The organism is Seonamhaeicola sp. NFXS20 (assembly GCF_049132085.1).
In the GTDB taxonomy this organism is placed as follows: domain Bacteria; phylum Bacteroidota; class Bacteroidia; order Flavobacteriales; family Flavobacteriaceae; genus Seonamhaeicola.
In genome coordinates this window covers 39,955-64,999 of the sequence record NZ_JAFMPU010000008.1, presented here as the reverse complement: position 1 = coordinate 64,999, position 25,045 = coordinate 39,955, and the positions used below count along the sequence as shown (strand labels likewise).

27 protein-coding genes are annotated in these 25,045 nt (G+C 31.9%); 3 read left to right on the top strand and 24 right to left on the bottom strand.

Going from position 1 to position 25,045, the window contains the following annotated elements; genetic code table 11:
* Positions 1-29 precede the first annotated feature (29 nt).
* From leuD to J1D01_RS12015, 4 genes are all read right to left on the bottom strand, one after another.
* Positions 30-629 carry a 3-isopropylmalate dehydratase small subunit gene (leuD, locus tag J1D01_RS12030; protein ID WP_421150987.1) on the bottom strand — a complete coding sequence of 200 codons (600 nt, stop codon included), beginning with the start codon at positions 627-629 and terminating at the stop codon, positions 30-32.
* 97 nt (positions 630-726) lie between these two features.
* Positions 727-2,133, bottom strand: coding sequence for a 3-isopropylmalate dehydratase large subunit (gene leuC, locus J1D01_RS12025; protein ID WP_372936394.1), 1,407 nt, complete (start codon positions 2,131-2,133; stop codon positions 727-729).
* Between the two features lie 223 nt (positions 2,134-2,356).
* Complete coding sequence (locus tag J1D01_RS12020) at positions 2,357-2,743, bottom strand: acyl-CoA thioesterase (protein ID WP_372936396.1); 387 nt, start codon at positions 2,741-2,743, stop codon at positions 2,357-2,359.
* Positions 2,744-2,765: 22 nt separating this feature from the next.
* Positions 2,766-3,653: a DUF72 domain-containing protein gene (locus tag J1D01_RS12015; protein ID WP_421150986.1), complete on the bottom strand. Its 888-nt coding sequence runs from the start codon at positions 3,651-3,653 to the stop codon at positions 2,766-2,768.
* Positions 3,654-3,795: 142 nt separating this feature from the next.
* Here J1D01_RS12015 and J1D01_RS12010 point away from each other — a divergent pair, with 142 nt between their 5' ends.
* Positions 3,796-4,212 carry a glyoxalase gene (locus tag J1D01_RS12010; protein ID WP_372936400.1) on the top strand — a complete coding sequence of 139 codons (417 nt, stop codon included), beginning with the start codon at positions 3,796-3,798 and terminating at the stop codon, positions 4,210-4,212.
* Here the strand turns inward: J1D01_RS12010 and J1D01_RS12005 are convergent.
* Positions 4,209-4,892, bottom strand: coding sequence for a DUF2461 domain-containing protein (locus J1D01_RS12005; RefSeq protein WP_421150985.1), 684 nt, complete (start codon positions 4,890-4,892; stop codon positions 4,209-4,211). The two genes, J1D01_RS12010 and J1D01_RS12005, sit on opposite strands and share 4 nt — an antisense overlap.
* 96 nt (positions 4,893-4,988) lie before the next feature.
* Between J1D01_RS12005 and J1D01_RS12000 the strand changes: the two genes are divergently transcribed.
* Positions 4,989-5,528: a tyrosine-protein phosphatase gene (locus J1D01_RS12000; RefSeq protein ID WP_421150984.1), complete on the top strand. Its 540-nt coding sequence runs from the start codon at positions 4,989-4,991 to the stop codon at positions 5,526-5,528.
* A gap of 31 nt (positions 5,529-5,559) precedes the next feature.
* Here the strand turns inward: J1D01_RS12000 and J1D01_RS11995 are convergent, their stop codons facing one another.
* Positions 5,560-6,336, bottom strand: coding sequence for a tRNA pseudouridine synthase A (locus J1D01_RS11995; protein WP_421150983.1), 777 nt, complete (start codon positions 6,334-6,336; stop codon positions 5,560-5,562).
* A gap of 98 nt (positions 6,337-6,434) precedes the next feature.
* On the opposite strand from J1D01_RS11995, the gene J1D01_RS11990 reads away from it, so the two are divergent.
* Positions 6,435-6,854: a hypothetical protein gene (locus J1D01_RS11990; RefSeq protein ID WP_421150982.1), complete on the top strand. Its 420-nt coding sequence runs from the start codon at positions 6,435-6,437 to the stop codon at positions 6,852-6,854.
* A gap of 46 nt (positions 6,855-6,900) precedes the next feature.
* On the opposite strand, the gene hisIE is transcribed toward J1D01_RS11990, so the two are convergent.
* The 18 genes from hisIE to J1D01_RS11900 form a co-directional block, all read right to left on the bottom strand.
* Entirely contained in the window at positions 6,901-7,500 is a 600-nt protein-coding gene (gene hisIE / locus J1D01_RS11985; RefSeq protein WP_372936416.1) for a bifunctional phosphoribosyl-AMP cyclohydrolase/phosphoribosyl-ATP diphosphatase HisIE, read from the bottom strand.
* A 76-nt stretch (positions 7,501-7,576) separates the two neighbouring features.
* Complete coding sequence (gene hisF, locus J1D01_RS11980) at positions 7,577-8,332, bottom strand: imidazole glycerol phosphate synthase subunit HisF (protein ID WP_372936410.1); 756 nt, start codon at positions 8,330-8,332, stop codon at positions 7,577-7,579.
* Between the two features lies 1 nt (position 8,333).
* Entirely contained in the window at positions 8,334-9,068 is a 735-nt protein-coding gene (gene hisA / locus J1D01_RS11975) for a 1-(5-phosphoribosyl)-5-[(5-phosphoribosylamino)methylideneamino]imidazole-4-carboxamide isomerase (protein WP_421150981.1), read from the bottom strand.
* Between the two features lie 3 nt (positions 9,069-9,071).
* Positions 9,072-9,653 (bottom strand): imidazole glycerol phosphate synthase subunit HisH, encoded by a 582-nt coding sequence (gene hisH / locus J1D01_RS11970; RefSeq protein ID WP_421150980.1) that lies wholly within the window; start codon positions 9,651-9,653, stop codon positions 9,072-9,074.
* Positions 9,653-10,789: a bifunctional histidinol-phosphatase/imidazoleglycerol-phosphate dehydratase HisB gene (gene hisB, locus J1D01_RS11965; protein WP_372938615.1), complete on the bottom strand. Its 1,137-nt coding sequence runs from the start codon at positions 10,787-10,789 to the stop codon at positions 9,653-9,655. The genes hisH and hisB overlap by 1 nt, the downstream gene beginning before the upstream one ends.
* A 10-nt stretch (positions 10,790-10,799) precedes the next feature.
* Positions 10,800-11,852, bottom strand: coding sequence for a histidinol-phosphate transaminase (gene hisC, locus J1D01_RS11960; RefSeq protein WP_421150979.1), 1,053 nt, complete (start codon positions 11,850-11,852; stop codon positions 10,800-10,802).
* Positions 11,849-13,132 (bottom strand): histidinol dehydrogenase, encoded by a 1,284-nt coding sequence (hisD, locus tag J1D01_RS11955; RefSeq protein ID WP_421150978.1) that lies wholly within the window; start codon positions 13,130-13,132, stop codon positions 11,849-11,851. The genes hisC and hisD overlap by 4 nt, the downstream gene beginning before the upstream one ends.
* Positions 13,132-13,989, bottom strand: a complete 858-nt coding sequence (gene hisG, locus J1D01_RS11950) for an ATP phosphoribosyltransferase (RefSeq protein ID WP_372938770.1) — start codon at positions 13,987-13,989, stop codon at positions 13,132-13,134. The genes hisD and hisG overlap by 1 nt, the downstream gene beginning before the upstream one ends.
* A gap of 311 nt (positions 13,990-14,300) precedes the next feature.
* Complete coding sequence (locus J1D01_RS11945) at positions 14,301-15,116, bottom strand: prohibitin family protein (RefSeq protein WP_421150977.1); 816 nt, start codon at positions 15,114-15,116, stop codon at positions 14,301-14,303.
* Positions 15,117-15,126: 10 nt separating this feature from the next.
* The gene (locus J1D01_RS11940) at positions 15,127-17,163 is read right to left on the bottom strand and encodes a VWA domain-containing protein (RefSeq protein ID WP_421150976.1); all 2,037 of its coding nucleotides are present in this window, start codon (positions 17,161-17,163) and stop codon (positions 15,127-15,129) included.
* An 8-nt stretch (positions 17,164-17,171) separates the two neighbouring features.
* Positions 17,172-17,918 carry a 3-oxoacyl-[acyl-carrier-protein] reductase gene (fabG, locus tag J1D01_RS11935; RefSeq protein ID WP_372935959.1) on the bottom strand — a complete coding sequence of 249 codons (747 nt, stop codon included), beginning with the start codon at positions 17,916-17,918 and terminating at the stop codon, positions 17,172-17,174.
* Between the two features lie 113 nt (positions 17,919-18,031).
* Positions 18,032-18,904 (bottom strand): succinate--CoA ligase subunit alpha, encoded by an 873-nt coding sequence (gene sucD, locus J1D01_RS11930; RefSeq protein WP_372935957.1) that lies wholly within the window; start codon positions 18,902-18,904, stop codon positions 18,032-18,034.
* Between the two features lie 61 nt (positions 18,905-18,965).
* Positions 18,966-19,901, bottom strand: a complete 936-nt coding sequence (locus tag J1D01_RS11925; protein WP_372935955.1) for a UDP-3-O-(3-hydroxymyristoyl)glucosamine N-acyltransferase — start codon at positions 19,899-19,901, stop codon at positions 18,966-18,968.
* Positions 19,902-19,908: 7 nt separating this feature from the next.
* Positions 19,909-20,475: an elongation factor P gene (gene efp / locus J1D01_RS11920; protein WP_372935953.1), complete on the bottom strand. Its 567-nt coding sequence runs from the start codon at positions 20,473-20,475 to the stop codon at positions 19,909-19,911.
* Between the two features lie 4 nt (positions 20,476-20,479).
* Entirely contained in the window at positions 20,480-21,265 is a 786-nt protein-coding gene (lpxA, locus tag J1D01_RS11915) for an acyl-ACP--UDP-N-acetylglucosamine O-acyltransferase (protein WP_372935951.1), read from the bottom strand.
* A gap of 2 nt (positions 21,266-21,267) precedes the next feature.
* Entirely contained in the window at positions 21,268-22,677 is a 1,410-nt protein-coding gene (locus tag J1D01_RS11910; RefSeq protein ID WP_372935949.1) for a bifunctional UDP-3-O-[3-hydroxymyristoyl] N-acetylglucosamine deacetylase/3-hydroxyacyl-ACP dehydratase, read from the bottom strand.
* The gene (gene lpxD / locus J1D01_RS11905) at positions 22,678-23,691 is read right to left on the bottom strand and encodes a UDP-3-O-(3-hydroxymyristoyl)glucosamine N-acyltransferase (RefSeq protein ID WP_372935947.1); all 1,014 of its coding nucleotides are present in this window, start codon (positions 23,689-23,691) and stop codon (positions 22,678-22,680) included.
* Between the two features lie 116 nt (positions 23,692-23,807).
* On the bottom strand, positions 23,808-25,034 hold the full coding sequence (locus tag J1D01_RS11900) for an HD domain-containing protein (RefSeq protein ID WP_421150975.1): 1,227 nt from the start codon (positions 25,032-25,034) through the stop codon (positions 23,808-23,810).
* Positions 25,035-25,045: the final 11 nt, after the last annotated feature.

Here is a 25,045-nt window from a genome sequence, read left to right as displayed (position 1 = left end):
AAAAATGAATGAAATTATTGAATTTAGATTTAAAAAGGTCTGGTTTCTCCAAACGATGCAATTTCTTCTTTCATGTTTTGCAAATAATCTATATCATCAAAACCATTAAGCATATTACTCTTTTTATAACCATTTATATCAAAAGATTCAGATTCTCCTGTAGCTAATAGTGTAACCGTTTGGTTTGGTAAATCTACTTTTATTTCTGTTTTTGGGTCTGCTTCAATAGCATCAAACAATTTTTGAGCAAATTCTGGTGATACTTGTACTGGTAATACACCAATATTTAAACAATTATTTCTAAAAATATCTGCAAAGAATGAAGAGATTACACAACGTAATCCAAAATCATACACAGACCAAGCAGCATGCTCTCTAGAAGACCCAGAACCAAAGTTCTTACCTCCTACTAATATTTTAGAACCTGTATATTTTGCATCATTTAAAGGAAAATCTGCAATAGGATTTCCTTCAGAATCATATCTCCAATCACGGAAAAAATTATCACCAAAACCTTTACGCTCTGTAGCTTTTAAGAAACGAGCAGGAATAATTTGATCTGTATCTACATTTTCAATTGGTAATGGATAAGCTGTACTTGTTAAAACTTCAAATTTATCGTAAGCCATGTTTTTATACTTTTAGCCTTTAGCTTATAGCTGCAGGCAAATTTTAATACTGTTATTTTTTATTACTAATGGCTAAAGCCAAAAGTTAATTACCTAATTAGGCAGTTTCTTTAATTAATGTTCTTGGGTCTGTTACTACACCTTCTACAGCAGTTGCTGCTGCTACTAATGGTGAAGCTAATAAGGTTCTTGAACCAGGACCTTGACGACCTTCAAAATTACGGTTAGATGTAGAAACGGCTAATTTACCAGCAGGTACTTTATCATCATTCATTGCTAAACAAGCAGAACAACCAGGTTCTCTAAGTACAAATCCGGCTTCTTCTAAAATTTTATCTAGACCTTCTTCTTTAATTTGGTCTACAACTTTATGAGAACCAGGAACTAACCATGCAGTAATGTTTTCTGCTTTTTTACGACCTTCAATAATTGAACAAAAGGCTCTAAAATCTTCAATACGTCCATTAGTACAAGATCCTAAGAAAACATAATCTACTTTTTTCCCAATCATATCATCTCCTTCGTTAAATTTCATATAACCAAGAGATTTTTTATAGGTTTCTATACCACCCTCAACATCTTCTGCATTTGGGATAGATTGTGTAACACCCATTCCCATTCCTGGGTTAGTACCATAAGTAATCATTGGTTCTATGTCGGCAGCATCATAAGTAAATTCAGCATCAAACTCAGCACCTTCTTCAGTATATAAGGTTTGCCAATATTCCATGGCTTTATCCCAATCTGCTCCTTTGGGTGTATGTTTTCTTCCTTTTATGTATTCAAATGTTTTTTCATCTGGGGCAATCATACCACCACGAGCACCCATCTCGATAGAAAGGTTACAAACGGTCATACGACCTTCCATTGTCATATCTTCAAAAACATCTCCTGCGTACTCTACAAAATATCCTGTTGCTCCTGATGTGGTTTGTTTTGAAATAATGTATAATGCTACATCTTTAGGAGTTACTCCAAAGCCTAATTTACCATTTACGTTAATACGCATTTTCTTTGGTTTTGGCTGCATGATGCATTGGGTAGATAGTACCATCTCTACTTCTGAAGTACCAATACCAAAGGCAATAGCACCAAAAGCACCATGAGTTGATGTATGTGAATCACCACAAACAATAGTAGAACCAGGTAGTGTAATACCATTTTCTGGCCCCACAATATGTACAATACCATTGTTTCTGTGCCCTAATCCCCAGTGAGAAATACCATACTTAGCAGCATTATTAGCTAATGCTTCTAGCTGGTTAGCAGATAAAGGATCTGCAACTGGTAAATGTTGATTCCATGTTGGTGTATTATGATCTGCTGTTGCAAATGTTTTTTCAGGATACATAACACCAATTCCTCTGCTTTTTAAACCTACAAATGCGACAGGGCTTGTAACTTCATGAATAAAATGACGATCTATAAAAAACACATCTGGTCCGTCTTCTATTTTTCTGACCACATGAGAATCCCATACCTTGTCAAATAATGTCTTGCTCATATAATTTTTTATTAAATTTTTAAAATGTACTTCGGCTAAGTATAAATATGCCAAAAGGATGACAAATTTAGAAAAAACTCTGTGTTTATTCTGTATATAACAAAATTTAAGTCTTACAGTAATATATTTTTATAAAATTGCTAATGGAATTAGAAATAATCAATAATTTTTTAATAGAACTGTAAATATGGTTATGAATTTTGAAGGCTTTTATTTAAGGAAATTAATACAGCCTATCAGCAACATACTCTACTTTAGTTTTTCCGTGTGGTTTAGCTTTACCGTCAGGACCTAAATTAACCATTACTATATTTGAAATAGTGATAATAGTTTCGTGTGTCATTTTGTTTCTAACTTCACTACTTAGTACTAGTGAGGCTTTTCCAAATTTAACCACTTTTATTCCAATTTCAACAATATCTCCTTGTTTTGCAGAAGCCTTAAAATCTATTTCACTCATGTATTTAGTTACTACTTTTTGGTTTTCAAGTTGAATGATAGTGTATAATGCAGCTTCTTCATCTATCCATTCTAATAATCGTCCTCCAAACAAGGTTCCGTTAGCATTTAAATCTTCTGGTTTTACCCATTTTCTAGTGTGAAATTTCATATATATGTGTTTGTTTTATAATTTAAAATAGTTCTTGTTTATCTTCATTTGGTATTTTAAGTGAACAACCTAAAACAGCATTTAGTTTTTTTATAAAATAAGCTGACAAAAGCGGGGATTCTTTTTCAATGTTTTGATGAATAAAAAAGTTTATTTCTTTAACACCTTGTCTTTTCCATATTTTTAAGCGCTTTACCCAATCATCTAAACGGGTGTAATCTGAATCATGATTAGCACCAACATAACGTACAAAAGCGGTTGGATTAGTTAAGCGCATATGCATTAAATCTCTTCTGCCTGCTGTATCTACAATAATATTAGAAATATTATTAGTTTCTAAAAGCTCATATAATTCTTTAGAAACGGTTTCATCATTATACCAATTGGTATGCCTAAACTCTATTGCTAAGGGAACTTCTTTTGGCCAATTTTCAACAAAAGTTACTACCCTATCAAAATCTTTAGGCGCAAAATTGTTATGCATTTGTAAAAAAACAGTTCCTAGTTTTTCTTTTAAATTGGAAGCATTATATAAATAATGTTCAACCACTTCTTTGGTGTCATTTAAACGTTTCCAATGACTAATTTCTTGGTTTAATTTTGGAAAAAATTTGAAATTTTCAGGTGTTTTATCATACCATTTAGCAAATTGTTCTGCTGGAAAAATTCTGTAAAAAGTAGCGTTTAATTCAATAGAATTAAATTGTTTAGAATAATACCCTAATTCATCTTTAGTACCTCTTGGGTAAAAGCCTTTTAAATCTGCTTTATTCCACTTGGCGCACCCTACATAAACTTCAAGGCTGCTATTATTGCTTTTAACCTTATTTAAAACCTGTATAGTTGCTGGGTGATCTGGCGGTAACGTAAAGTCTATATCTTGAGGGTTATTTACACTTCCAAACTTCATTATTTATTAAAATTAATAGTGAATTTTTCTTTACTGGGGTAAAGGTATAAAAACCCAAATGTTAATAACCTAGTTGATAATAATAAATTACAATGTTCAAATAAGCTTTTGTAATAATTATTTTTAGTGAAAATCTTACAATATGGACTCCAGACAATTTAACCTTAAGAATGTTCGACCAGAAATTTCTAAAGCTACTATTAACGATAACATGAGTAAAGATGAACGTTTTCAGAATTTAGTTTTAAGACCAATTATTAAATTTCAAAACGATTTACTTATTGAAGTTTTTAAAAATTACATTACGAAACACAAAGCTGTTTTTTATGATTTATCTTTAGAAAAACGCATACTTTATATTGAAAATGCTATTCAAAAAGACATGAAACTTCGTAATTCTATGAAAGGTATGGTAATAGGACTTTTTACAGTTGAAGAATATTTGCTTTACATACAAAACTCTTCTGCCTTAAATAAACGCATGATGAATATTGTAAAAGAACGGCTACTTAGTAACATTCAATTATTTGAAAAACCAGAGTTGTTAGAAGCTGTTTAATCTATAAGTGATACGCCGTTTAAATCTGTAGTAAGCACATCACTCATATAATCAAAAAATGGGCGAATGGCTATAAAAGAAGTGTTGACTTCATTTAGAAAGTTTGAATCTAAAACTTCTTTATCAGTATATTTTTTAGTGAAAATATATTGTTTTTTCTTAATTAAATCTATGGCTTTGTGTTCTTTACTAAAGCCTTTTGGGGCTATTTTTACTTCGTCTCCAACAAAGGTGTTTCCCCAAACACTATTAAATTTTTTGTCAGCTAAAATGTCTCTAATTTCAGAATCGTCCATTTCAAATTCTTTTCTAATTCGTAACAAATCTTCTTTTGCGGGTTCCCAAAATCCGGTAGCAATAAAACTCTGATTATTAGGTTGAATGTGCAAATAATAACCGCCTCTTAATCTTGGTTTTGTTCTATGAAAAGAACCGCCAAAGTGGGTTTTGTATGGTAATTTATTTTTTGAAAAGCGCACATCTCTATAAATTCTAAAAATTTTCAGTTTATCTATATCATCATGAACATTTAAATTTTCTAAAAGAGCGTTGTAAAATAATTTTACTTCACCTTCAATAGTTTTAAATTCTGGTTTATTGGCATTAAACCAATCTCTATTATTATTTTCCTCTAGTTTGGTTAAAAAAGTAAATACTGATTTTGGAAGGGTTACGCTCATCTTTTTATTAAATTTATGCTTTTGTAAAATACAAAAAGTCTCGAATAAATTGAGACTTTATTGTGTTTACTGTTATAGATATTTTAAATGCATGTAATGAAGAGATTTTATATATTTTTAACGATGATTTTTTGTTTTAATTTAAATGCACAAATTATTGAAGCCACAAAACAAGAATCGAAAAACTTTAAACGCTTTTATAAAGTATCTGATGATATTTACCGTTCTGAGCAACCTAGCCGAAAAGGATTTACAGAAATAGAAGCTCTTGGAATAAAAACCATATTAAATTTTAGACGTAAATGGAGTGACGACAAAAAAGCACAACATACTAAATTACAATTAGGACATGTAAAACTAAAGTCTAAAGAAATGACTGAAAATCAAGTTTTTGATGTGCTTAAAATTATTAATAAAGCTGAAAAACCTCTGCTAATTCATTGTTGGCACGGATCTGATAGAACAGGAATTATAATTGCTGCTTACAGAATTGTTTTTGAAAATTGGCCTAAAGCTACTGCTATTGCAGAATTTAGAAAACCAGAGTTTGGCTACCACGAAAATTGGTATCCTAATTTAATTGATATTTTAAATGATTTAAATGTTGCTAAAATTCAAAATGAACTAGGTATTTGATTACACTTTAAAGCTTTTTAACTTTAAAAAATTACTCAAAATCAACTTTATTTAAAATGAGCCCCGATGCTGGTGCTATATAATCCATTTTTATAGCATTATTGGGTTTCAAGCTAGCTTTAATATCATCTAAAGTTAGTTTTCCTTTTCCTAAATCGAATAAAGTCCCCATCATTAATCGTATTTGATTTCGCATAAAGCCTTTGCCACGAACTCGCAAAATATAGGTTTTGTCAGGAAAGTAATTAGCTGTGTAAATTGTGTTTTCAACCAACTCGCAGGTTTCAATAATCCGGGTGTAAATACCTTTATTGGTTGGTTTATAGCAATAGGCTTTTAGGTAATGCTCACCTTCAAACAATTTTGCACCTTGTTTCATGATTTCAATATTTAAATCATCTAAAATGGTTGTCATTATAGGTGCGCAAAACGGATGACACTTTTCGCCGTAGGTAAATAAATAAAGATATTCTTTAGTTTTTGGGTGATTTATAATATTGAATTTAGCATCAACTTTCTTAATACCCAAAGCCCGAATATCTTGCGGAAGATTGTAATTAAACAACTCTAAAAAAGCATCTAAATCTTTAATTTCATGCTGAAGAAACAACTCGAATACAGCATTTTCAGCCGAAACCATAGCATCAGTTCTGCCTGAAATTAAACTTTTAAAATACCTCCCTTCTAAAATAAAGTTTAAGGTTCTATCAACCATTAAATGTAAGGTTTTTACATTAGGCTGTTTTTGCCAACCATGAAACCTATACCCTAAATATTGGATGTTTATTACGTAAAAATATTTTTTCATAAGGGATTTATTCCGTTGCGGAAATTAGTTTTTTTACTAATTGTGACAAAAAATTTATACATTGTATTCTCTTATACTAACTATAATAACTAAATATTATGTCTAATTCTACAACAATTAAGCCTCCATTTTGGTTTTGGATTATAAGTGTAATAGCTCTTGTTTGGAACGGTATGGGTGTAAACGCCTATTTACAACAAGCTTATAATACCGAGAGTTACAGAGCTATGTACAGCAAGGAACAACTTGAAATAGCAGCTAACATGCCTGTTTGGGTTACCGCTGCTTTCGCAATAGCTGTGTTTTCTGGCGCTTTGGCATCTATTGGTTTATTACTAAGAAAATCTTGGTCTGTAAAATTATGGATTCTTTCATTAATTGCCGTAATAATTCAAATGGGATATATTTTGATAAACAACTATGTTTCAAGTATGGTAATGACTTTAATGATTATTCTATTTGCATTTTTATTTGTTTGGTTTGCTAGAAAATCTAAAGCAAAAGGATGGTTGTCTTAGTATAAATATTAATTTTTTTTATTTAAATTAAGAATTAAAAGGAAGATTATTTATGTCTTCCTTTTAATTCTTGTTCAATATCTTTTAAAGTAAAACCTTTAGCTTGGAGTAGCATTAAATAATGGAAAAATAAATCTGCCGATTCATAAATGAATAACTCATCATTGTTATCCATAGCTTCTATAACCGTTTCAACAGCTTCCTCTCCTACTTTTTGCGCTACTTTATTAATGCCTTTTGAAAATAATTTTGCAACATAAGAGTTTGATGTGTCTTTATTTGCTACACGTTCTGCAATAACATTTTCTAAGGTTGAAAAGAATCCAAAATTAGAGGTGTTTTCTTCTCCCCAACAATTACCTGTTCCTTTGTGGCAGGTTGGTCCTGCAGGATTAACTTGAATTAATAGCGAATCATTATCACAATCATTCTTAATTTCAACTAAATGTAAAAAGTTACCACTTTCTTCGCCTTTGGTCCATAAACGCTGTTTGCTACGGCTAAAAAAAGTAACCTTTTTAGTTTTTATTGTTTTTTGATAAGCTTCTTCGTTCATGTAACCCAACATTAACACTTTTTTTGTGGTTGCATCTTGAATAATTGCTGGTACTAGTCCGTTTGTATCGTATTTTATTTCCATTTTAATTTTATTGTCATTGCAAATCGCATAGCGATGTGGCAATTATTAAACAGATTACTTCGTCATACTTACTAGTAATGACTTATAATCGTACTTCAATATTATTATTTTTTAATTCTTTTTTTAATTCAGGAATAGGAATTTCATTAAAGTGAAACACACTAGCAGCCAATGCAGCATCTGATTTTCCTATGGTAAAAGTATCTATAAAATGTTGCACATTACCTGCACCTCCAGAGGCAATGATAGGAATATTTAACATACCCGATAATTTAGCTAACGCCTTATTTGCAAATCCGTTTTTGGTACCATCATGATTCATAGATGTGAATAATATTTCACCTGCGCCACGTGTTTCTACTTCTTTAGCCCATTCAAACAAATCTATATCTGTTGGAATGGTACCTCCTGCCAAATGCACTTTCCAGTTGCCATCAATTTCCTTCGCGTCTATTGCAACTACAACACACTGACTTCCAAATTTATCGGCTAATTCATTCACTAATTCGGGACGTTTTACTGCTGAAGAGTTGATAGATACTTTATCGGCTCCATTTTTCAATAAAGCATCTACATGTTCTACAGATGAAATACCACCACCAACTGTAAATGGAATATTAACTTGTTCTGCAACATGTAACACCATTTCTAATGTTGTAGCTCGGGCTTCTAATGTAGCTGTTATATCTAAAAACACCAATTCATCTGCACCATAATCTGCATATTGTTTTGCTAGTTCTACAGGGTCTCCGGCATCACGTAAATCAACAAAATTAACGCCTTTAACGGTGCGTCCGTTTTTAATATCTAAACAAGGTATAATTCTTTTTGTTAGCATGTTACACAAGTTTTTCCAACTGTTTTAAACTAATTTTATTTTCGTAAATAGCTTTCCCTATAATAACGCCTTCACAACCTATTTCTGCTAGTTTTGGGAGTTCATCAAATTTTGAAATACCTCCAGAGGCTATTAATTTTATTGACTGACGATTACTGGTATTGCTACATTCTGCTAAAATTTTTTTATACAAATTGAACGATGGCCCTTCTAGCATGCCATCTTTAGCAATATCGGTGCAAATTACGTAACTAATACTCTTTTTTTGATAGGCTTTTATAAATGGAATGACATCCTCTGAACTATCTTCTAACCAACCACTAATAGCTATTTTACCATCATTACTATCGGCTCCAAGTATTATTTTTTCGCTTCCGTATTTATTTATCCAACCTGTAAAAGTCTCTTGGTCTTTAACCGCAATACTACCTCCAGTAATTTGGCGAGCTCCAGAATTAAAGGCTATATGTAAATCTTCATTTGTTTTTAATCCACCTCCAAAATCAATTTTAAGATTGGTTTTAGAAGCAATAGTTTCCAATACCTTGTAATTTACTATATGTTTTGCTTTAGCTCCATCTAAATCTACTAAATGCAAATATTTTATACCCGCATCTTCAAACATTTTAGCAACTTCTAAAGGATTCTCGTTATACACTTTTTTGGTGCTGTAATCTCCTTTGGATAATCGAACACATTTTCCTTCAATAATGTCTATGGCTGGTATTATTCTCATCTTTTATAAATCTAAAAAGTTCTTTAATATTTTAGCGCCTTCATTTCCACTTTTTTCTGGGTGAAATTGTGTGCCGTAAAAATTTTTATGTTGTAATGCCGAAGCGTAATTAATTTCATAATCTGTTGCAGCAATGGTTTCATTACAATGTTCTGCATAATAACTGTGTACCAAATACATGTATTCGTTTTCTTTGACACCTTCAAATAAATCGGACTTCAAATTTTTAATAACGTTCCATCCCATTTGAGGGACTTTTACGTTATTAGAAAATCGTTTCACATTTGTTTGAAATATACCCAGACCTTTGGTATTACCCTCTTCAGTGTGTAAACACATGAGTTGCATACCTAAACAAATTCCTAAAACGGGTTGCTTAAGGTTAGGAATTAATTTATCTAAACCACTTTCTTTAAGCATTTTCATGGCAGAACTTGCTTCTCCTACTCCCGGAAAAATCACTTTATCAGCGGCTTTTATTTCTTCAGGATTTTTAGACAATACAGCTTCATATCCTAATCGGTTAAAAGCAAATTGAATACTTTTTATATTTCCAGCGCCGTAGTCTATTATTACTAGTTTCATTATAGCATTCCTTTTGTACTTGGTAAAAACATTTTATTTGCATCTCGTTTTACAGCCATTTTCATAGCTTTAGCAAAGGCTTTAAAAATACCTTCTATTTTATGATGCTCATTTACACCTTCGGCTTTAATGTTTAAATTGCATTTTGCACCATCGGTAAACGACTTAAATAAATGATAAAACATTTCGGTTGGCATATCGCCTATTTTTTCGCGTTTAAATTCGGCATCCCATTCTAACCAATTTCTTCCGCCAAAATCTACAGCAACTTGAGCTAAACAATCGTCCATTGGTAAACAAAATCCGTAACGCTCTATACCTAATTTATTCCCTAAGGCTTTATTGAATAATTCACCTAAAGCAATCATGGTATCTTCAATAGTGTGATGCTCGTCTACTTCTAAATCGCCATTAACTTTTATGGTTAAATCCATAGCACCATGGCGACCAATTTGGTCTAACATATGATCAAAAAACGACAAGCCTGTATCGATATCATTTTTCCCAGACCCATCAAGATTTAATTTTATATAAATCTGAGTTTCATTAGTATTACGCGTAATTTCTTCAACTCTATCTTTAAGCTTTAAAAACTCGTAAATTTCTTTCCAATCGGTACTAGTTAAAGCAATACAATCTAAAATTTCTTGTTTAGAAGTTTCTATTTCATCAGCTCCTAACTCTGGATTTTCCGCTAAATAAATACCTTTAGCACCAAGATTTTTAGCTAATTCCATATCGGTTATCCTATCACCTAACACAAAAGAGTTTTCTAAATCGTATTCATCAGAAAAATACTTAGTTAACAAACCTGTTCTTGGTTTCCGCGTAGGTGCATTTTCATGCGGAAAGGTTTTATCTATATGAACTGCGGCAAACTCTACTCCTTCTTTTTTAAAGGCTTCAATAATTTTGTTTTGCGCTGGCCAAAAGGTGTCTTCTGGAAACGAATCGGTTCCTAAACCATCTTGATTTGTAACCATTACAAGTTCAAAATCTAGTTCTGCTGCAATTTTAGCCATATATTGAAATACTTTTGGGTAAAACTCCAGCTTTTCTAAACTATCTAATTGATAATCTACTGGTGGTTCTAGAACCAACGTGCCATCTCTGTCTATAAATAGTACTTTTTTCATAATTATGCTATTAGCTATTTGCTAACTGCTTTAAAGCAGAAATTAATTTCTTATTCTCTTCATCTGTTCCAACCGTAAACCGTAATGTGTTTTCGCAAAGTGGTTGTGTGGTTCGGTTTCTAATAACGATACCTTTTTCAATTAACTGATTATAACGTTTAGTAGCATCATCCACCCTAGCCAAAACAAAATTAGCTTCGGTAGGAAAAATGGTTTCTACAAAACTGATATTTTTTAACGCTTTAATTAATATGTCTCGCTCTTTTAAAACAGATTCCACCTCTTCATTTACTACTTCTACATTAGAAATTCTTTCTAACGCACGTTTTTGCGTTAACTCATTAACATTATACGGAGGTTTAATTTTGTTTAGAACTGCAATAATTTCCGCGGAAGCGAAACACAGACCTAAACGAATTCCCGCTAAACCATAAGCTTTAGATAGTGTTTGCGTAACTATTAAATTTGGATAATTGCTTAACTCTGAAATCCAACTGTTTTGATTTGAAAAATCGATATAAGCTTCATCAATAACTACTAAACCATTAAATTTTTCAAGTAATGTTTTTATTTTTTCTGAAGCAATTAAATTTCCCGTTGGATTATTAGGCGAACAAATGAAAAGCATTTTTGAGTTTTCATCAATGGCTTCTAAAATAACATCTACATTTGGTTGAAAATCTTCGTTTAGCTGAATTTTGCGTTCTTCAACTTCATTTAAATTAGATAAAACGGTATACATGCCATAAGTTGGCGGTAAGGTAATGATGTTATCTTGCTTTGGTTCACAAAATGCTCTGAATATTAAATCTAACACTTCATCGCTTCCGTTACCAAGTAAAATCTGATTTTCGGGAATGTTTTTTTGCTCTGATATAACAGACTTTAATGCACGCTGTAACGGATCTGGATAACGATTTACACCATTTTCGAATGGGTTTTCGTTGGCATCTAAAAAAATCATTTTAGAACCATCGGAAACATATTCGTCACGCGCAGAGCTATAAGCTTTCATAGCTTTAACGTTTGCTCTAATTATATTTTGGATATTAAAAATTTTCATTTTAAATCTTTCAATCTGATACTTACGGCATTTTTATGTGCTTGTAAACCTTCGGCTTCTGCCATTAATTCTATGGTTTCACCAATATTTAAAATCCCTTCTTTTGATATTTTTTGAAAGGTCATACTCTTCATAAAACTATCTAAATTCACCCCAGAATAAGCTTTACTAAATCCGTTTGTTGGCAAGGTATGGTTGGTTCCTGATGCATAATCGCCTGCGCTTTCTGGTGTATAATCTCCTATAAAAACCGATCCTGCATTTCTAATACCATTCACATAAAAATCTTCATTTTTTGAACAGATAATAAAATGCTCTGGCCCGTATTGATTGATTAACTCTAAAGCTAATTCATCAGTATCAACAAAAATAGATTTAGAATTGGCAATAGCTTTTTCTGCAATATCCTTTCTTGGCAGTACGTTTAATTGCACTTCAACTTCTTTTGAAACTTTGGAAATTAAATCTTTTGAAGTAGACACTAAAATTACCTGACTATCAACTCCGTGTTCAGCTTGACTTAATAAATCTGAAGCAATATAACTTGCATTAGCAGTTTCATCAGCAACCACTAATAATTCACTTGGGCCAGCAGGCATATCTATTGCTACACCATATTTTGTAGCTAATTGTTTTGCCACAGTTACAAACTGGTTTCCGGGTCCGAAAATTTTATATACCTGCGGAATAGTTTCTGTTCCAAACGCTAAGGCTGCAATAGCTTGAATGCCTCCTACTTTAAATATTTTAGTAACACCACAAAGTTTAGCGGCATATAATATTTCTGGCGCTAATTTTCCTTCTTTGTTGGGTGGCGAGCATAATACAATCTCATTACAACCTGCAATTTGAGCAGGTGCGGCTAGCATTAAAACGGTAGAAAATAGTGGCGCTGTTCCTCCAGGAATATATAAACCTACACTTTCAATTGGGCGTTTTTCTTGCCAACATTGCACGCCATTGGTAGTTTCTACTTTTACTTTTTGCGTTTTTTGTGCACTATGAAACGCTTCAATATTATTTTTGGCACTTTTTATGGCCTTTTTTAAGGCATCTGGTATGGAATTAACCGCTTCATCAATTTCTTGATTCGACACTAAATTAGTATCTAATACTACTTTATCAAAACGCTCTGTATATTGTTTTATAGCTAAATCTCCTCGCTGTTGAACATCAGTAAAAACTTCACTAACAATACCTTCAATATCATCAACAGTTTGTGTAGGACGTTTTAAAACATCGTTCCAAGTGGTTTTATCTGGATTGTTAATTACTTGCATTATAGCACCATTTTTTCAATTGGACAAACCAGTATTCCTTGAGCTCCTTTAGCCTTCAGGTCGTCTATAACATCCCAAAATTCATTTTTACTAATAACAGAGTGTACTGAGCTCCATCCTTCTTCTGCCAATGGTAACACAGTTGGACTTTTCATACCAGGCAGCACATTAATAATATCTTGAATTCTGTCATTAGGTGCATTTAAAAGGATGTATTTTGATTGTCTACCTTTTAAAACAGATTGTATTCTAAACTTTATGGTTTCTAAAATAGCTTTTCGTTCTTCGTTAAGTGTAGGTGATACTGCTAAAACCGCTTCCGATTTTAAAATGGTATCTACCTCTTTTAAATTGTTTTTAAACAAGGTGCTTCCGCTAGAAACTATATCGCAAATAGCATCTGCAAGCCCAATATTTGGTGCAATTTCTACCGAACCATTAATAATGTGCAATTTAGCATTAACACCGTGTTTGTCTAAAAACATTTGTACGGTATTTGGATACGATGTTGCAATGCGCTTACCTTCTAAATCTTTTATGCTATTGTATGTGTTTGCTTTTGGTACAGCAATACATACACGACAGGTTGAAAACCCTAGTTTTTCGGCAATCTCGATACCTTCGCCTTTTTCTATTAAAACATTTTCGCCAATAATAGCAACATCTACAACGCCATCTTTTAAGTATTGAGGAATATCGCCATTTCTAAGGTAAAACACCTCTACTGGAAAATTTTTAGCTGAAGCTTTTAATTGGTCTTTTCCGTTATCGATAGATATACCAATGTCTTTTAAAATTCTCATTGAGTCTTCATTTAATCGACCCGATTTTTGTACTGCAATTCTTAATTTACTCATTTTGTTTTGGTTATGAGTTTGAAACAATCTAGTTGATTTTAGAAATGAAAAACCCGCTTGATTGTCTCAAACGGGTTTAAATATATTTTCATTTTATTCAATACATTTTCACTTCGCTTGAGAGCAAATATGAAAATGATGATGTGTTTGAATAAAAGTCATGTTTTCTTTGTTTCTGCAAATATCTATAATTATACTTTAAAAATCCAAATTATAGTTCCAATTTTTACAACAATTAACTATTAATCATTTATAGCATAAAATTGTTGATTATTGTTTAAAATTTTATTCTAAAAACTGAAATGTTTAACTTATTGGTTTCCTAAAATAATTGGCAACCCACTATCACCAGAACCAATTACAATAACTTTACTGTTTGGAGATTCTGATAGTTTCATGGTAGCTTCAATACCTTTGTCTTGTAAAATTTTATCGGTTAGTGATGCGCTTAAAATTCTATTAGCATCGGCTTTACCTTGAGCTTCAATACGTTGTTTTTCAGCTTCTTTTTGAGCTGTAATTAATCTAAACTCATACTCTAAAGATTGTTGTTCTTGACCTAATTTGCGCTCAATAGCATCTTTTATTGCTGTTGGTAAGGTTACATCTCGCACTAAAATTTCAACCAAATCAATATATTGATCATCTACAATCTTTTTAGTTTCATCAAAAATTTCTTGTTGAATAGCGTCTCTTTTTGATGAATAAATTTGTTCTGGAGTATATCTACCAACCACACTTCTAGTAGCAGATCTAATAGCTGGCTTTAGCACCCGTTCTAAATAATTTGCGCCTTTTTCTTGGTGTAATTTTCCTAAATTTTCTAATTCTGGTTTGTACCAAGCCGAAGCTTCTAATTGAATATCTAACCCATTTGATGACAAAACCTTCATGCGTTCTGTTAATTCTTGTTGGCGTGCCTCATAGATAAACACTTTGTTCCAAGGAGCCACAATATGAAAGCCTTCTCCTAAAGGGGCTTTGTCTGTTACTACACCTCCCCCAAAGGTTTTATAAAGTACACCAGCCTCACCAGACCCTATAGTTACAGCTGATTTTGCTAATACAATTATTAATATTATACCACCAATTATAAATGGCAGTGCTACTTTAGGTAATTTTTCCATTATGTTTTATTTAAATTAGTCCGTTATATTTTCTTAGAAACCACTCAGCAGATAAGCTTAAAGCTATAATTGCCAATAGAAATTTCCAATCTATCAAAGATATGATATTTTTCTTGCTTTTTTGAATGGAAACGTAACGATTATCACTCATTAAGTCGTTAATTAAATCATTGGTTTTATCAATAAAATAACTCTTTCCACTGCTATTAGTAGCTAACTGTTGTAGTTTTGTTACATTAGCATTCAAGAATTGTTGCTCTACGTTGTATTCTAAAATAGTAAAACTCCCCGATTTGCTAATATTTTCGTTTTTAGCCCTAACGGTAAAGTTGTATTCAGATGGTTTTAAATTACTTAAACCTACTTGATAGTTATTGTTTTTTAGCACAAAAGGAAATTCAAATTTTCTCTCCAACAATTTATCTTCAACCAATATGGTTAAAGTTTCCCTGTCATCAAAAACATAATTTTTATCGAAAAATTGAGCGTTGATAACAATATTACTATTACCTATATAAAATGACTCATAATCTACATTAAGCCTGTTTCTTTGTTTGTTAGAAGCTAAATATTGAATAAGCTTGCCTATAAAATTATCAAACTCATTAAATGATTTAGAATTTAAATAGCTTTGAGCTCGCCATTTCCAAATGTCCTCTCCTAGCAAAACAACTTCTCGTTGTTTGTTAACTTCAAAAGCAGCCAACAAAGGCTGTTGTATTGATACATTTCCTATTCTTTTATTTAAGATAGTTTGAAATGGTACATTAAATTTAATAGAACCGTAGAGCGCATTTAACGGAGGGAAAGATTCAAAATTTATGTCATCTACTTGAAAAGGACTGAAATTTGAATTAAAATTGGCTTGATATTCTTCAGTTTGTAGAACAATTTCATGTGAATAATTTGTGTTAGTTGAATTTAAAAAATTTAAGTCTGTTTTTGCACCTATAACTACAAATCTATTCTTATTTAGCTTGTTTAATTCACCAAATAATTTCTTGAAGTTATTATTTGGCTGATAAACTATTACTAATTGAAAATCATTAAGTTGTTTTAAAATTTTATTGGGTTTTAAAACAGAAACAGAACGTTGCTCATTACTCTCAATACTTTTTTTAAACGCTCCAATATCTGGATGAATTACATCTGTTACAATAGCTATTTTAGTTTTTTGGTCTATGACTTCAACAGCAAAATTTTTAGCGTTATTTACTTTGTTTTTTTCATTATCTAAAGGAATTAAATTTAGTTTATAACTATTAATCCCTATAGAATTTGCTGGTAAAGTAAAATTGATAATTTTAGAATTATTGGTTTTAGTAAAACTAATAGGTTGAGAATACACCGTAGTATTACCTTTTACTACTTCTAATTTAGTATTTACATTTTCATTTCCGTTATATACTAAAATAGCTTCAACAGGAAATCTGTTTTTTAAATACGCATATTTATTAACGTTAAGTTGCTGAATTTTTAAATCGGTATAAGTAATGGTATCTCCTAAAATAACTGGATAAATAGGCTGCTTGTAAGCATCGTATGCAAACTGATAGTCGTTTCCAAAGGTTTGGTTTCCATCAGTTATCAAAACTGTTGGAGACACTGTTGTTTTGTAAATTTGTTCTAATTCTCCAAAAACATTATTTATATTAGTTTCACCCTCATTAAAAGTTAATGAATCTAAAGATTTAAGTGTGTTTCCAAATAAATACGGTGTAACATTAAACTTAGCATTTAATTCTTTGTTATTTTTTAAACTATTAAACAATACATTGGCATCTTCTGCTCTGTTTAAATAGTTTATAGAGCTAGAATTATCAACAGCAATAACTAAATTTGGTTTTTCAGAAACTATTTTTATTTGTTCAAATTTAGGATTAACTATAAGTAACAAAAACGCAAAAACAGTTAAAAACCTTAAAAAAGTAAAAAGCCAATTTAGTTTAGAACTTTTTATTTTTGATTTATATCCATACTGAAAAAGCGCTATAAATAGCGCTAATATTCCAGATAGTATTATATAAATTAAAGTTTCTGTTGACATTTAATATGTTAAGTTAACATTCCGCCGTCAACATTTAAAGTTTGTCCTGTTACATAAGCCGATAAATCACTAGCTAAAAACACACAAGCATTAGCTACATCTTCAGGAGTACCCCCGCGTTTTAAAGGAATGCCGGCACGCCATCCTTTTACAACTTCTTCATCTAATTTAGCTGTCATTTCTGTTTCAATAAAACCAGGAGCAATCACGTTACTTCTGATATTTCTAGAACCTAATTCTAATGCTACAGATTTTGAAAAACCAATAATACCAGCTTTAGAGGCTGCATAATTGGTTTGCCCTGCGTTTCCTTTTACTCCAACCACAGAACTCATATTAATAATTGAACCTTTGCGTTGTTTTAACATGGTGCGTTGAACAGCTTTGGTCATATTAAATACAGATTTAAGATTGACTTCTATGACTTTATCAAAATCTTCCTCGCTAATACGCATTAACAAATTGTCTTTTGTAATTCCAGCGTTATTAACTAAAACGTCAATACTTCCAAATTCATTAACAACCTCTTGGGCTAGTTTTTGAGCTTCTTCAAAATTAGCAGCATTACTTTGATATCCTTTGGCTTTAATGCCTAATTTATTTAATTCATCTTCTAAAGCTTTAGCTGCATCAACAGATGAACTGTATGTAAAAGCCACATTAGCACCTTGTTGCGCAAATACTTGAGCTATTCCTTTTCCTATACCTCTGCTCGCCCCTGTGATAATTGCTGTTTTTCCTTCTAATAGTTTCATTTAAATTAATTTGTTGTATTAGTTGATATTCAAATATACTAATTACAAGTTGTTTCAAAATAAAAAACCCCACAAAAATATTGCGAGGTTTTCAAAATGTATCTTATAGTTTTTTAAGCAACAACTTCAGCTACTTTTTTCCCTATTTCAGCAGGAGAATCTACCACATGAATTCCGCATGCTCTCATAATTTTCTTTTTAGCTTGAGCTGTGTCATCACTACCACCAACAATGGCTCCAGCATGCCCCATAGTACGTCCAGCAGGAGCTGTTTCGCCAGCAATAAAACCAACTACAGGTTTTTTACTACCACTTTCTTTGTACCAATTTGCAGCATCTGCTTCTAACTGACCTCCAATTTCACCAATCATAACAACTGCTTCTGTTTCTGGATCATTTATTAATAATTCAACAGCCTCTTTAGTAGTTGTTCCAATAATTGGATCTCCTCCAATACCAATAGCAGTAGTAATACCTAAACCTTGTTTTACAACTTGGTCTGCTGCTTCATAAGTTAATGTTCCTGATTTTGAAACAATTCCTACTTTACCTTTTTTAAATACAAACCCTGGCATAATACCTACTTTAGCTTCACCTGGAGTGATTACCCCTGGGCAGTTAGGGCCAATTAATCTACAATCTTTATCTTTAATGTAATCTGAAGCTTTAATCATATCTGCAACAGGTATACCTTCTGTAATTGTAATAATAACTTTTATTCCGGCATCTGCAGCTTCCATAATAGCATCAGCAGCAAATGCTGGTGGCACAAAAATGATAGTTGTATCTGCACCAACTTCTTTAACAGCTTCTTCAACTGTATTAAATACAGGCTTATCTAAGTGTTTTTGTCCTCCTTTTCCAGGAGTTACTCCACCAACTATATTGGTACCGTACTCAATCATTTGGGTTGCATGAAAAGTTCCTTCACTACCTGTAAAGCCTTGAACTATTATTTTTGAATCTTTATTTACTAAAACGCTCATACGTGTTTATTTTATTGTGTAAAAAAATGAAAAACAAATGTAATTTTTTTGCTGCAATTTTTTACTGGTTTTTTAAAATATCTAAAATTTCGGGTATCTTTTTTATAGATGCTATTTCTTTATATTTACTTCTAATATCATCGGCAGGAATACCAAAGTAATTTTTACCTCCTTCTAAGGATTTGCTAACTCCAGATTTTGCAGAAATTACAGCTTTGGCTCCAATAGTAATTCCACTGGTAATTCCAACTTGCCCCCAAATGGTTACTTCGTCTTCAACAACAACACAACCAGCAATACCAACTTGCGAAGCTATTAAGCATTTTTTTCCAATAACCGTATCATGACCAATTTGAACTAAGTTATCTATCTTAGTCCCTTCCTTTATTGTGGTATCTCCCGTTACACCTCTATCAACAGTACAAGCAGCTCCTAAATCTACATTATTTTCTATAACCACCCTTCCGCAGGATAATAGTCTATCATAGCCTTCAGCTCTCTTTTTATAATAAAAAGCATTAGCGCCTAATACTGTGCCAGCATGTATAGTAACATTATCTCCTATAATGGCTTCATCATAAATACTAACATTAGAGTGAATAATACAATTTTTACCAATTTGTACATTGTTGCCAATAAAACAATTAGGTTGTATTACAGTGCCTTCTCCAATAATAGCTGAATTTGATATTTGTGAATTAGCCGATTGAAAAGGTTTAAAATGATTGGATAATTTATTGAAGTCTCTAAAAGGATCATCACTAATTAGTAAAGCCTTTCCTTTGGGACAATCTACTTTTTTATTAATTAAAATAATAGTTGCTGCAGAGTTTAAAGCTTTATCATAATACTTTGGGTGATCTACAAAAACAATATCTCCTGGTTCTACCACATGAATTTCATTCATGCCTGTTATGAGGAAATCATCATCACCAACAAATTCACAATCAATTAATTGCGAAATATTTTTTAGTGTTTGCGGTTGTGGGAATTTCAAGGTTTTATTATTCTTTTATACGTTCTTTATAAGTTCCCTTTTCGGTTTCAACCTTAATTTTATCTCCTTCATTAATAAACAAAGGCACATTAACTATTGCTCCAGTTTCAACGGTTGCTGGTTTAGTAGCATTGGTTGCAGTATTACCTTTTACACCTGGTTCTGTATGTGTTACTTCTAAAATAACATTAGCTGGCATTTCTACTGAAAGCGGCATACCATCTTCTGAATTAATGAGTACTGTTACAACTTCGCCTTCTTTCATTAAATCTGGACTATCTAAGGTAGTTTTTTGAAGTTCAATTTGAGAATAATCTTCGGTATTCATAAAATGATAGGTTTCCCCTTCATTATATAAATACTGAAATTTATGAGTTTCTACACGAACGTCATCTAATTTATGACCTGCAGAAAATGTATTATCAATTACTTTTCCTGTAGTAACACTTTTAAGTTTGGTTCTTACAAACGCTGGTCCTTTACCTGGTTTAACGTGTAAAAATTCAATTATTTTATAAATATCGTGATTATATCTAATACATAATCCGTTTCTAATATCACTTGTAGTAGCCATATAATTAATTTGATTTAAAATATCCTTTCATAATACCGCGGTGAGAATTTTTTATAAACTGAAGAATTTCATCACGCTCTGGTGTTGCTTCCATTTCAGCTTCAATAATTTCAGCCGCCTGAGTATTATTGTAATTTTTTTGATATAAAATTCTATATATATTCTGAATTTCTCTAATTTTTTCTGCTTGAAAACCACGTCTTCTTAACCCAACAGAATTAATACCAACATAAGAAAGTGGTTCACGTGCTGCTTTTACAAAAGGAGGCACATCTTTTCTAACTAAAGAACCGCCAGTTACAAAAGCATGATTACCTACAGATACAAATTGATGCACCGCAGTCATTCCTGCTAACACTACGTAATCTCCTATAGTGATATGTCCTGCTAGTGTACTGTTATTAGAAAAAATGCAATTGTTACCTACTACACAGTCGTGAGCAATATGACAATAAGCCATAATTAGGCAATTGTTACCTATTACAGTTTTCATTTTGTCTGCAGTACCCCTATTAATAGTTACACATTCTCTTATGGTAACATTGTCTCCAATTTCAACGGTGGTATCTTCTCCTTGGTATTTTAAATCTTGGGGGTTAGCAGATATAACAGATCCTGGAAAAATATTACAATTCTTTCCAATACGGGCGCCTTCCATGATGGTAACGTTACTTCCTATCCAGGTGCCTTCTCCAATAATAACGTTATTATCTATTGTTGTAAAAGGTTCTATTACTACATTTTTAGCAATTTTTGCACCGGGATGCACATATGCAAGAGGTTGGTTCATAATTATTTAACTTTAGTTATTTGAGCCATTAGTTCTGCTTCTGCACAAAGTTTACCGTTTGAATAGGCATAGCCTTGCATGTGACAAATACCACGACGTATTGGGGTGATTAATGTACATTTAAATATTAGGGTGTCTCCAGGAACTACTTTTTGTTTAAACTTAACATTGTCCATTTTCATGAAAAATGTTAAATAGTTTTCTGGGTCTGGAACGGTATTTAAAACTAAAATACCACCTGTTTGCGCCATAGCCTCAACAATTAAAACTCCTGGCATTACTGGCGCACCTGGAAAGTGACCTTTAAAGAACTCTTCATTCATTGTTACATTTTTTGTTGCAGTAACATGATGATCACTAAGCTCAAATACTTTATCTATTAATAAGAATGGTTGCCTATGCGGTAACATGGCCATAATTTGTGTAACATCCATTAAGGGAGGTTGATTCAAATCAATATTTGGCACATTATTTCGGCGTTCATTCTTTATGATTTTAGATAGCTTTTTAGCAAACTGGGTATTTACAAAATGCCCAGGTTTATTGGCAATTATTTTACCTTTTATGCGTGTTTTTACTAGTGCTAAATCTCCTAAAACATCAAGTAGTTTGTGTCTTGCTGCCTCGTTTGGATAATGTAATGTAAGGTTATCTAATATGCCATTAGGTTTAACAGCTATATTGTCTTTTTTGAAAGCTACTCTTAATTTATCCATTGTTTCTGCTGATAATGGTTTATCTACATAAACAATGGCATTGTTTAAATCGCCTCCTTTAATAAGACCATGCTCTAAAAGCATTTCAATTTCATGTAAAAAACTGAATGTGCGCGAATTAGCAATATGCTTTTTAAAATCGGAAATTTTATTTAATGTAGCGTTTTGGGTACCTAATACTTTAGTTCCAAAATCTACCATAGTGGTAATTTTGTATTCATCTGAAGGCATTACCAAAATTTCACTACCAGTTTCTTCGTCAGTGTATGAAACAATATCTGTAACTTCAAATTCTTCTCTAAACGCATCTTCAAGTTCTACTACTCCAGCCTCTTCAATGGCTTCAACAAAAAACTTGGAAGACCCATCCATAATGGGAGGTTCTGAGGCATTTAACTCTATTACTACATTATCAACATCCATACCCACTAAGGCAGCCAGAACATGCTCTGACGTTTGAATAGTTACTCCGTTTTTCTCTAAACATGTGCCTCGTTGCGTATTGGTTACATAATTAGCATCTGCTTCAATTACGGGTTCACCTTCTAAATCTATGCGTTTAAAAGCTAGACCAAAATTAGCAGGAGCAGGTGTAAATGTTAAAGTAACATCTTTACCAGTATGTAGCCCTACACCAGTTAAAGAAATTTCTTTTCCTATTGTTTTTTGTTTAATTTCAGTATTAATTATTCCCATTTATTTCTTTTCTAAATCATTAATTATTTTAACAATTTTTGGTAGGTTTTTAAAATGAACGTAAGATTTATTGTAATCTGAATATTGTAAAGCAGGAGAACCTTGAAGCACTTCATTATCTTTTACATTTTTCCCTATTCCAGATTGCGCTTGAATTTTTACATTATCTCCTATAGTAATATGCCCCACAATACCAACCTGACCTCCTATTTGGCAATTTTCTCCTATTTTGGTTGAACCTGCTACACCTGTTTGTGCCGCAATCACGGTGTTTTTTCCAATTTCAACATTGTGAGCTATTTGAATTTGGTTATCTAATTTAACACCTCTACGTATTATTGTTGAACCAAGAGTTGCTCTATCAATAGTTGTGGCTGCACCTATATCAACAAAATCTTCAATAATTACATTTCCAATTTGTGGTACTTTGTTGTATTCTCCTTTTTCGTTTGGAGCGAAACCAAATCCATCTGCCCCAATAATAACACCTGCATTAATAACACAGTTATTCCCTATAACGGTTTCAGAATATAATTTAGCTCCAGAAAAAATAACGGAATTATCGCCAATTGTTACATTATCACCTATAAAAGCATTGGGAAATATTTTTACATTGTTACCAATTTTAACGTTTTCACCTATATATGAAAATGCTCCTATATAAATATTTTCACCATAATTAGCGGTAGATGCAATAAAATGAGGTTCTTCTATACCTAATTTATTATTTTTTACTTCGTTATAATACTCAAGTAGTTTTGAAAACGCTTTATAGGCATCATCTACCTTAATTAAGGTTGTGTTAATCTTACTTTCTGGAATAAAAGTTTTATTAACTATTGCAACAGATGCTTTAGTAGTATAAATATGCGATGTGTATTTAGGATTAGCCAAAAAGGTAAGAGACCCTTCTGTTCCTTCTTCTATTTTGGATAGCTTAGATACTTCTGCTTCTGGGTTACCTTCTACATCGCCTTCAAGTATCCCTGCTATTTGTTGTGCTGTAAATTTCACACTAAATTTGTTTGTTATTTTTAGTTTAGTAGCGCAAAAATAGGAAAAATGTCCTAAAGTTTGTTATCACCTACTCTTATTGTTTTTTAAATTAAAATGAAGCTAAAATTAGTTACCTAAGTGTGAGCTTGTTCTTTTGGGTAACATATATAATATTTTGTTACGGGCTTAGACAGTGTTTTTAAGTTAAGATGATCTGAGGCTTTAACTATGTCTGCTATTTTGCCAGATTTAAATAGTATATTAATTTGATTGTGCTTTAATTGATAAGCTTGATTAGAAATGCTACCAGTAAACACAAAGTATTTAGCTTCTTCTTTACTAATATTATGTGCTTGCATAAATTCTGTTAGGTGAGCATCTAATTTACTTTCTTTTATTTTTTTCTTTTTTACTTTTATCTTTAATAAATTCCTGTTTATAATCATTTTACTAAGCTTGCTTAAAACAAAATCTTCATCATGTTGCCAATGCTTCATTGCAGATATAATATCGTAATCGTCTAACTCAGAAAACACATCTAAAGTTTCATTGGTAAAGTTTTCAATAGTAATTTTATTCTTTAAAAAATAAGTTAACGCAGTACTTGCGTATAAATTGCGCCCTTGGTTATTTAATTCTTTTGCTCTTTGTAATACTCTTATTAATAATTGTTCTGCTGCTAAACCGGTTTTGTGCAAATATACTTGCCAATACATTAAGCGTCTGGCAACAATAAATTTTTCAACACTATAAATACCTTTTTCTTCAACCACCAGTTCATCATCAACTACATTTAACATAGTAATTAAACGCTCACTATTTATATTACCTTCTGCTACACCTGTGTAAAAACTATCGCGTTTTAAATAATCGGCTCTATCAATATCAAATTGGCCAGAGATTAATTGACAAAGGAAGTTTCGATGGTATTCACCTTTAAATATTTTTATGGCTAGCGTTAAATTTGAGTTAAATTCCTTATTAAGACGCTCCATAAAAAGCAATGAAATTTTCTCATGAGACACATTATTAACTATACTATGTTCCATAGCGTGAGAGAACGGACCATGCCCAATATCATGCAGTAAAATGGCAATATACAATGCATTTTCTTCTTCATCAGAAATAGTAACTCCTTTAAAACGAAGCATATTAACAGCTTGTTGCATTAAATGTACGCAACCTATAGCATGATGAAATCTTGTGTGGTGCGCACCAGGATATACTAAATAAGACATGCCCATTTGGGTAATTCGCCTGAGTCTTTGAAAATATCTATGCTGAATTAAATCAAAAATGAGCGAATTTGGAATTGTAATAAATCCGTAAATTGGGTCGTTTAATATTTTAAGTTTATTCAAACTTTAAAAAT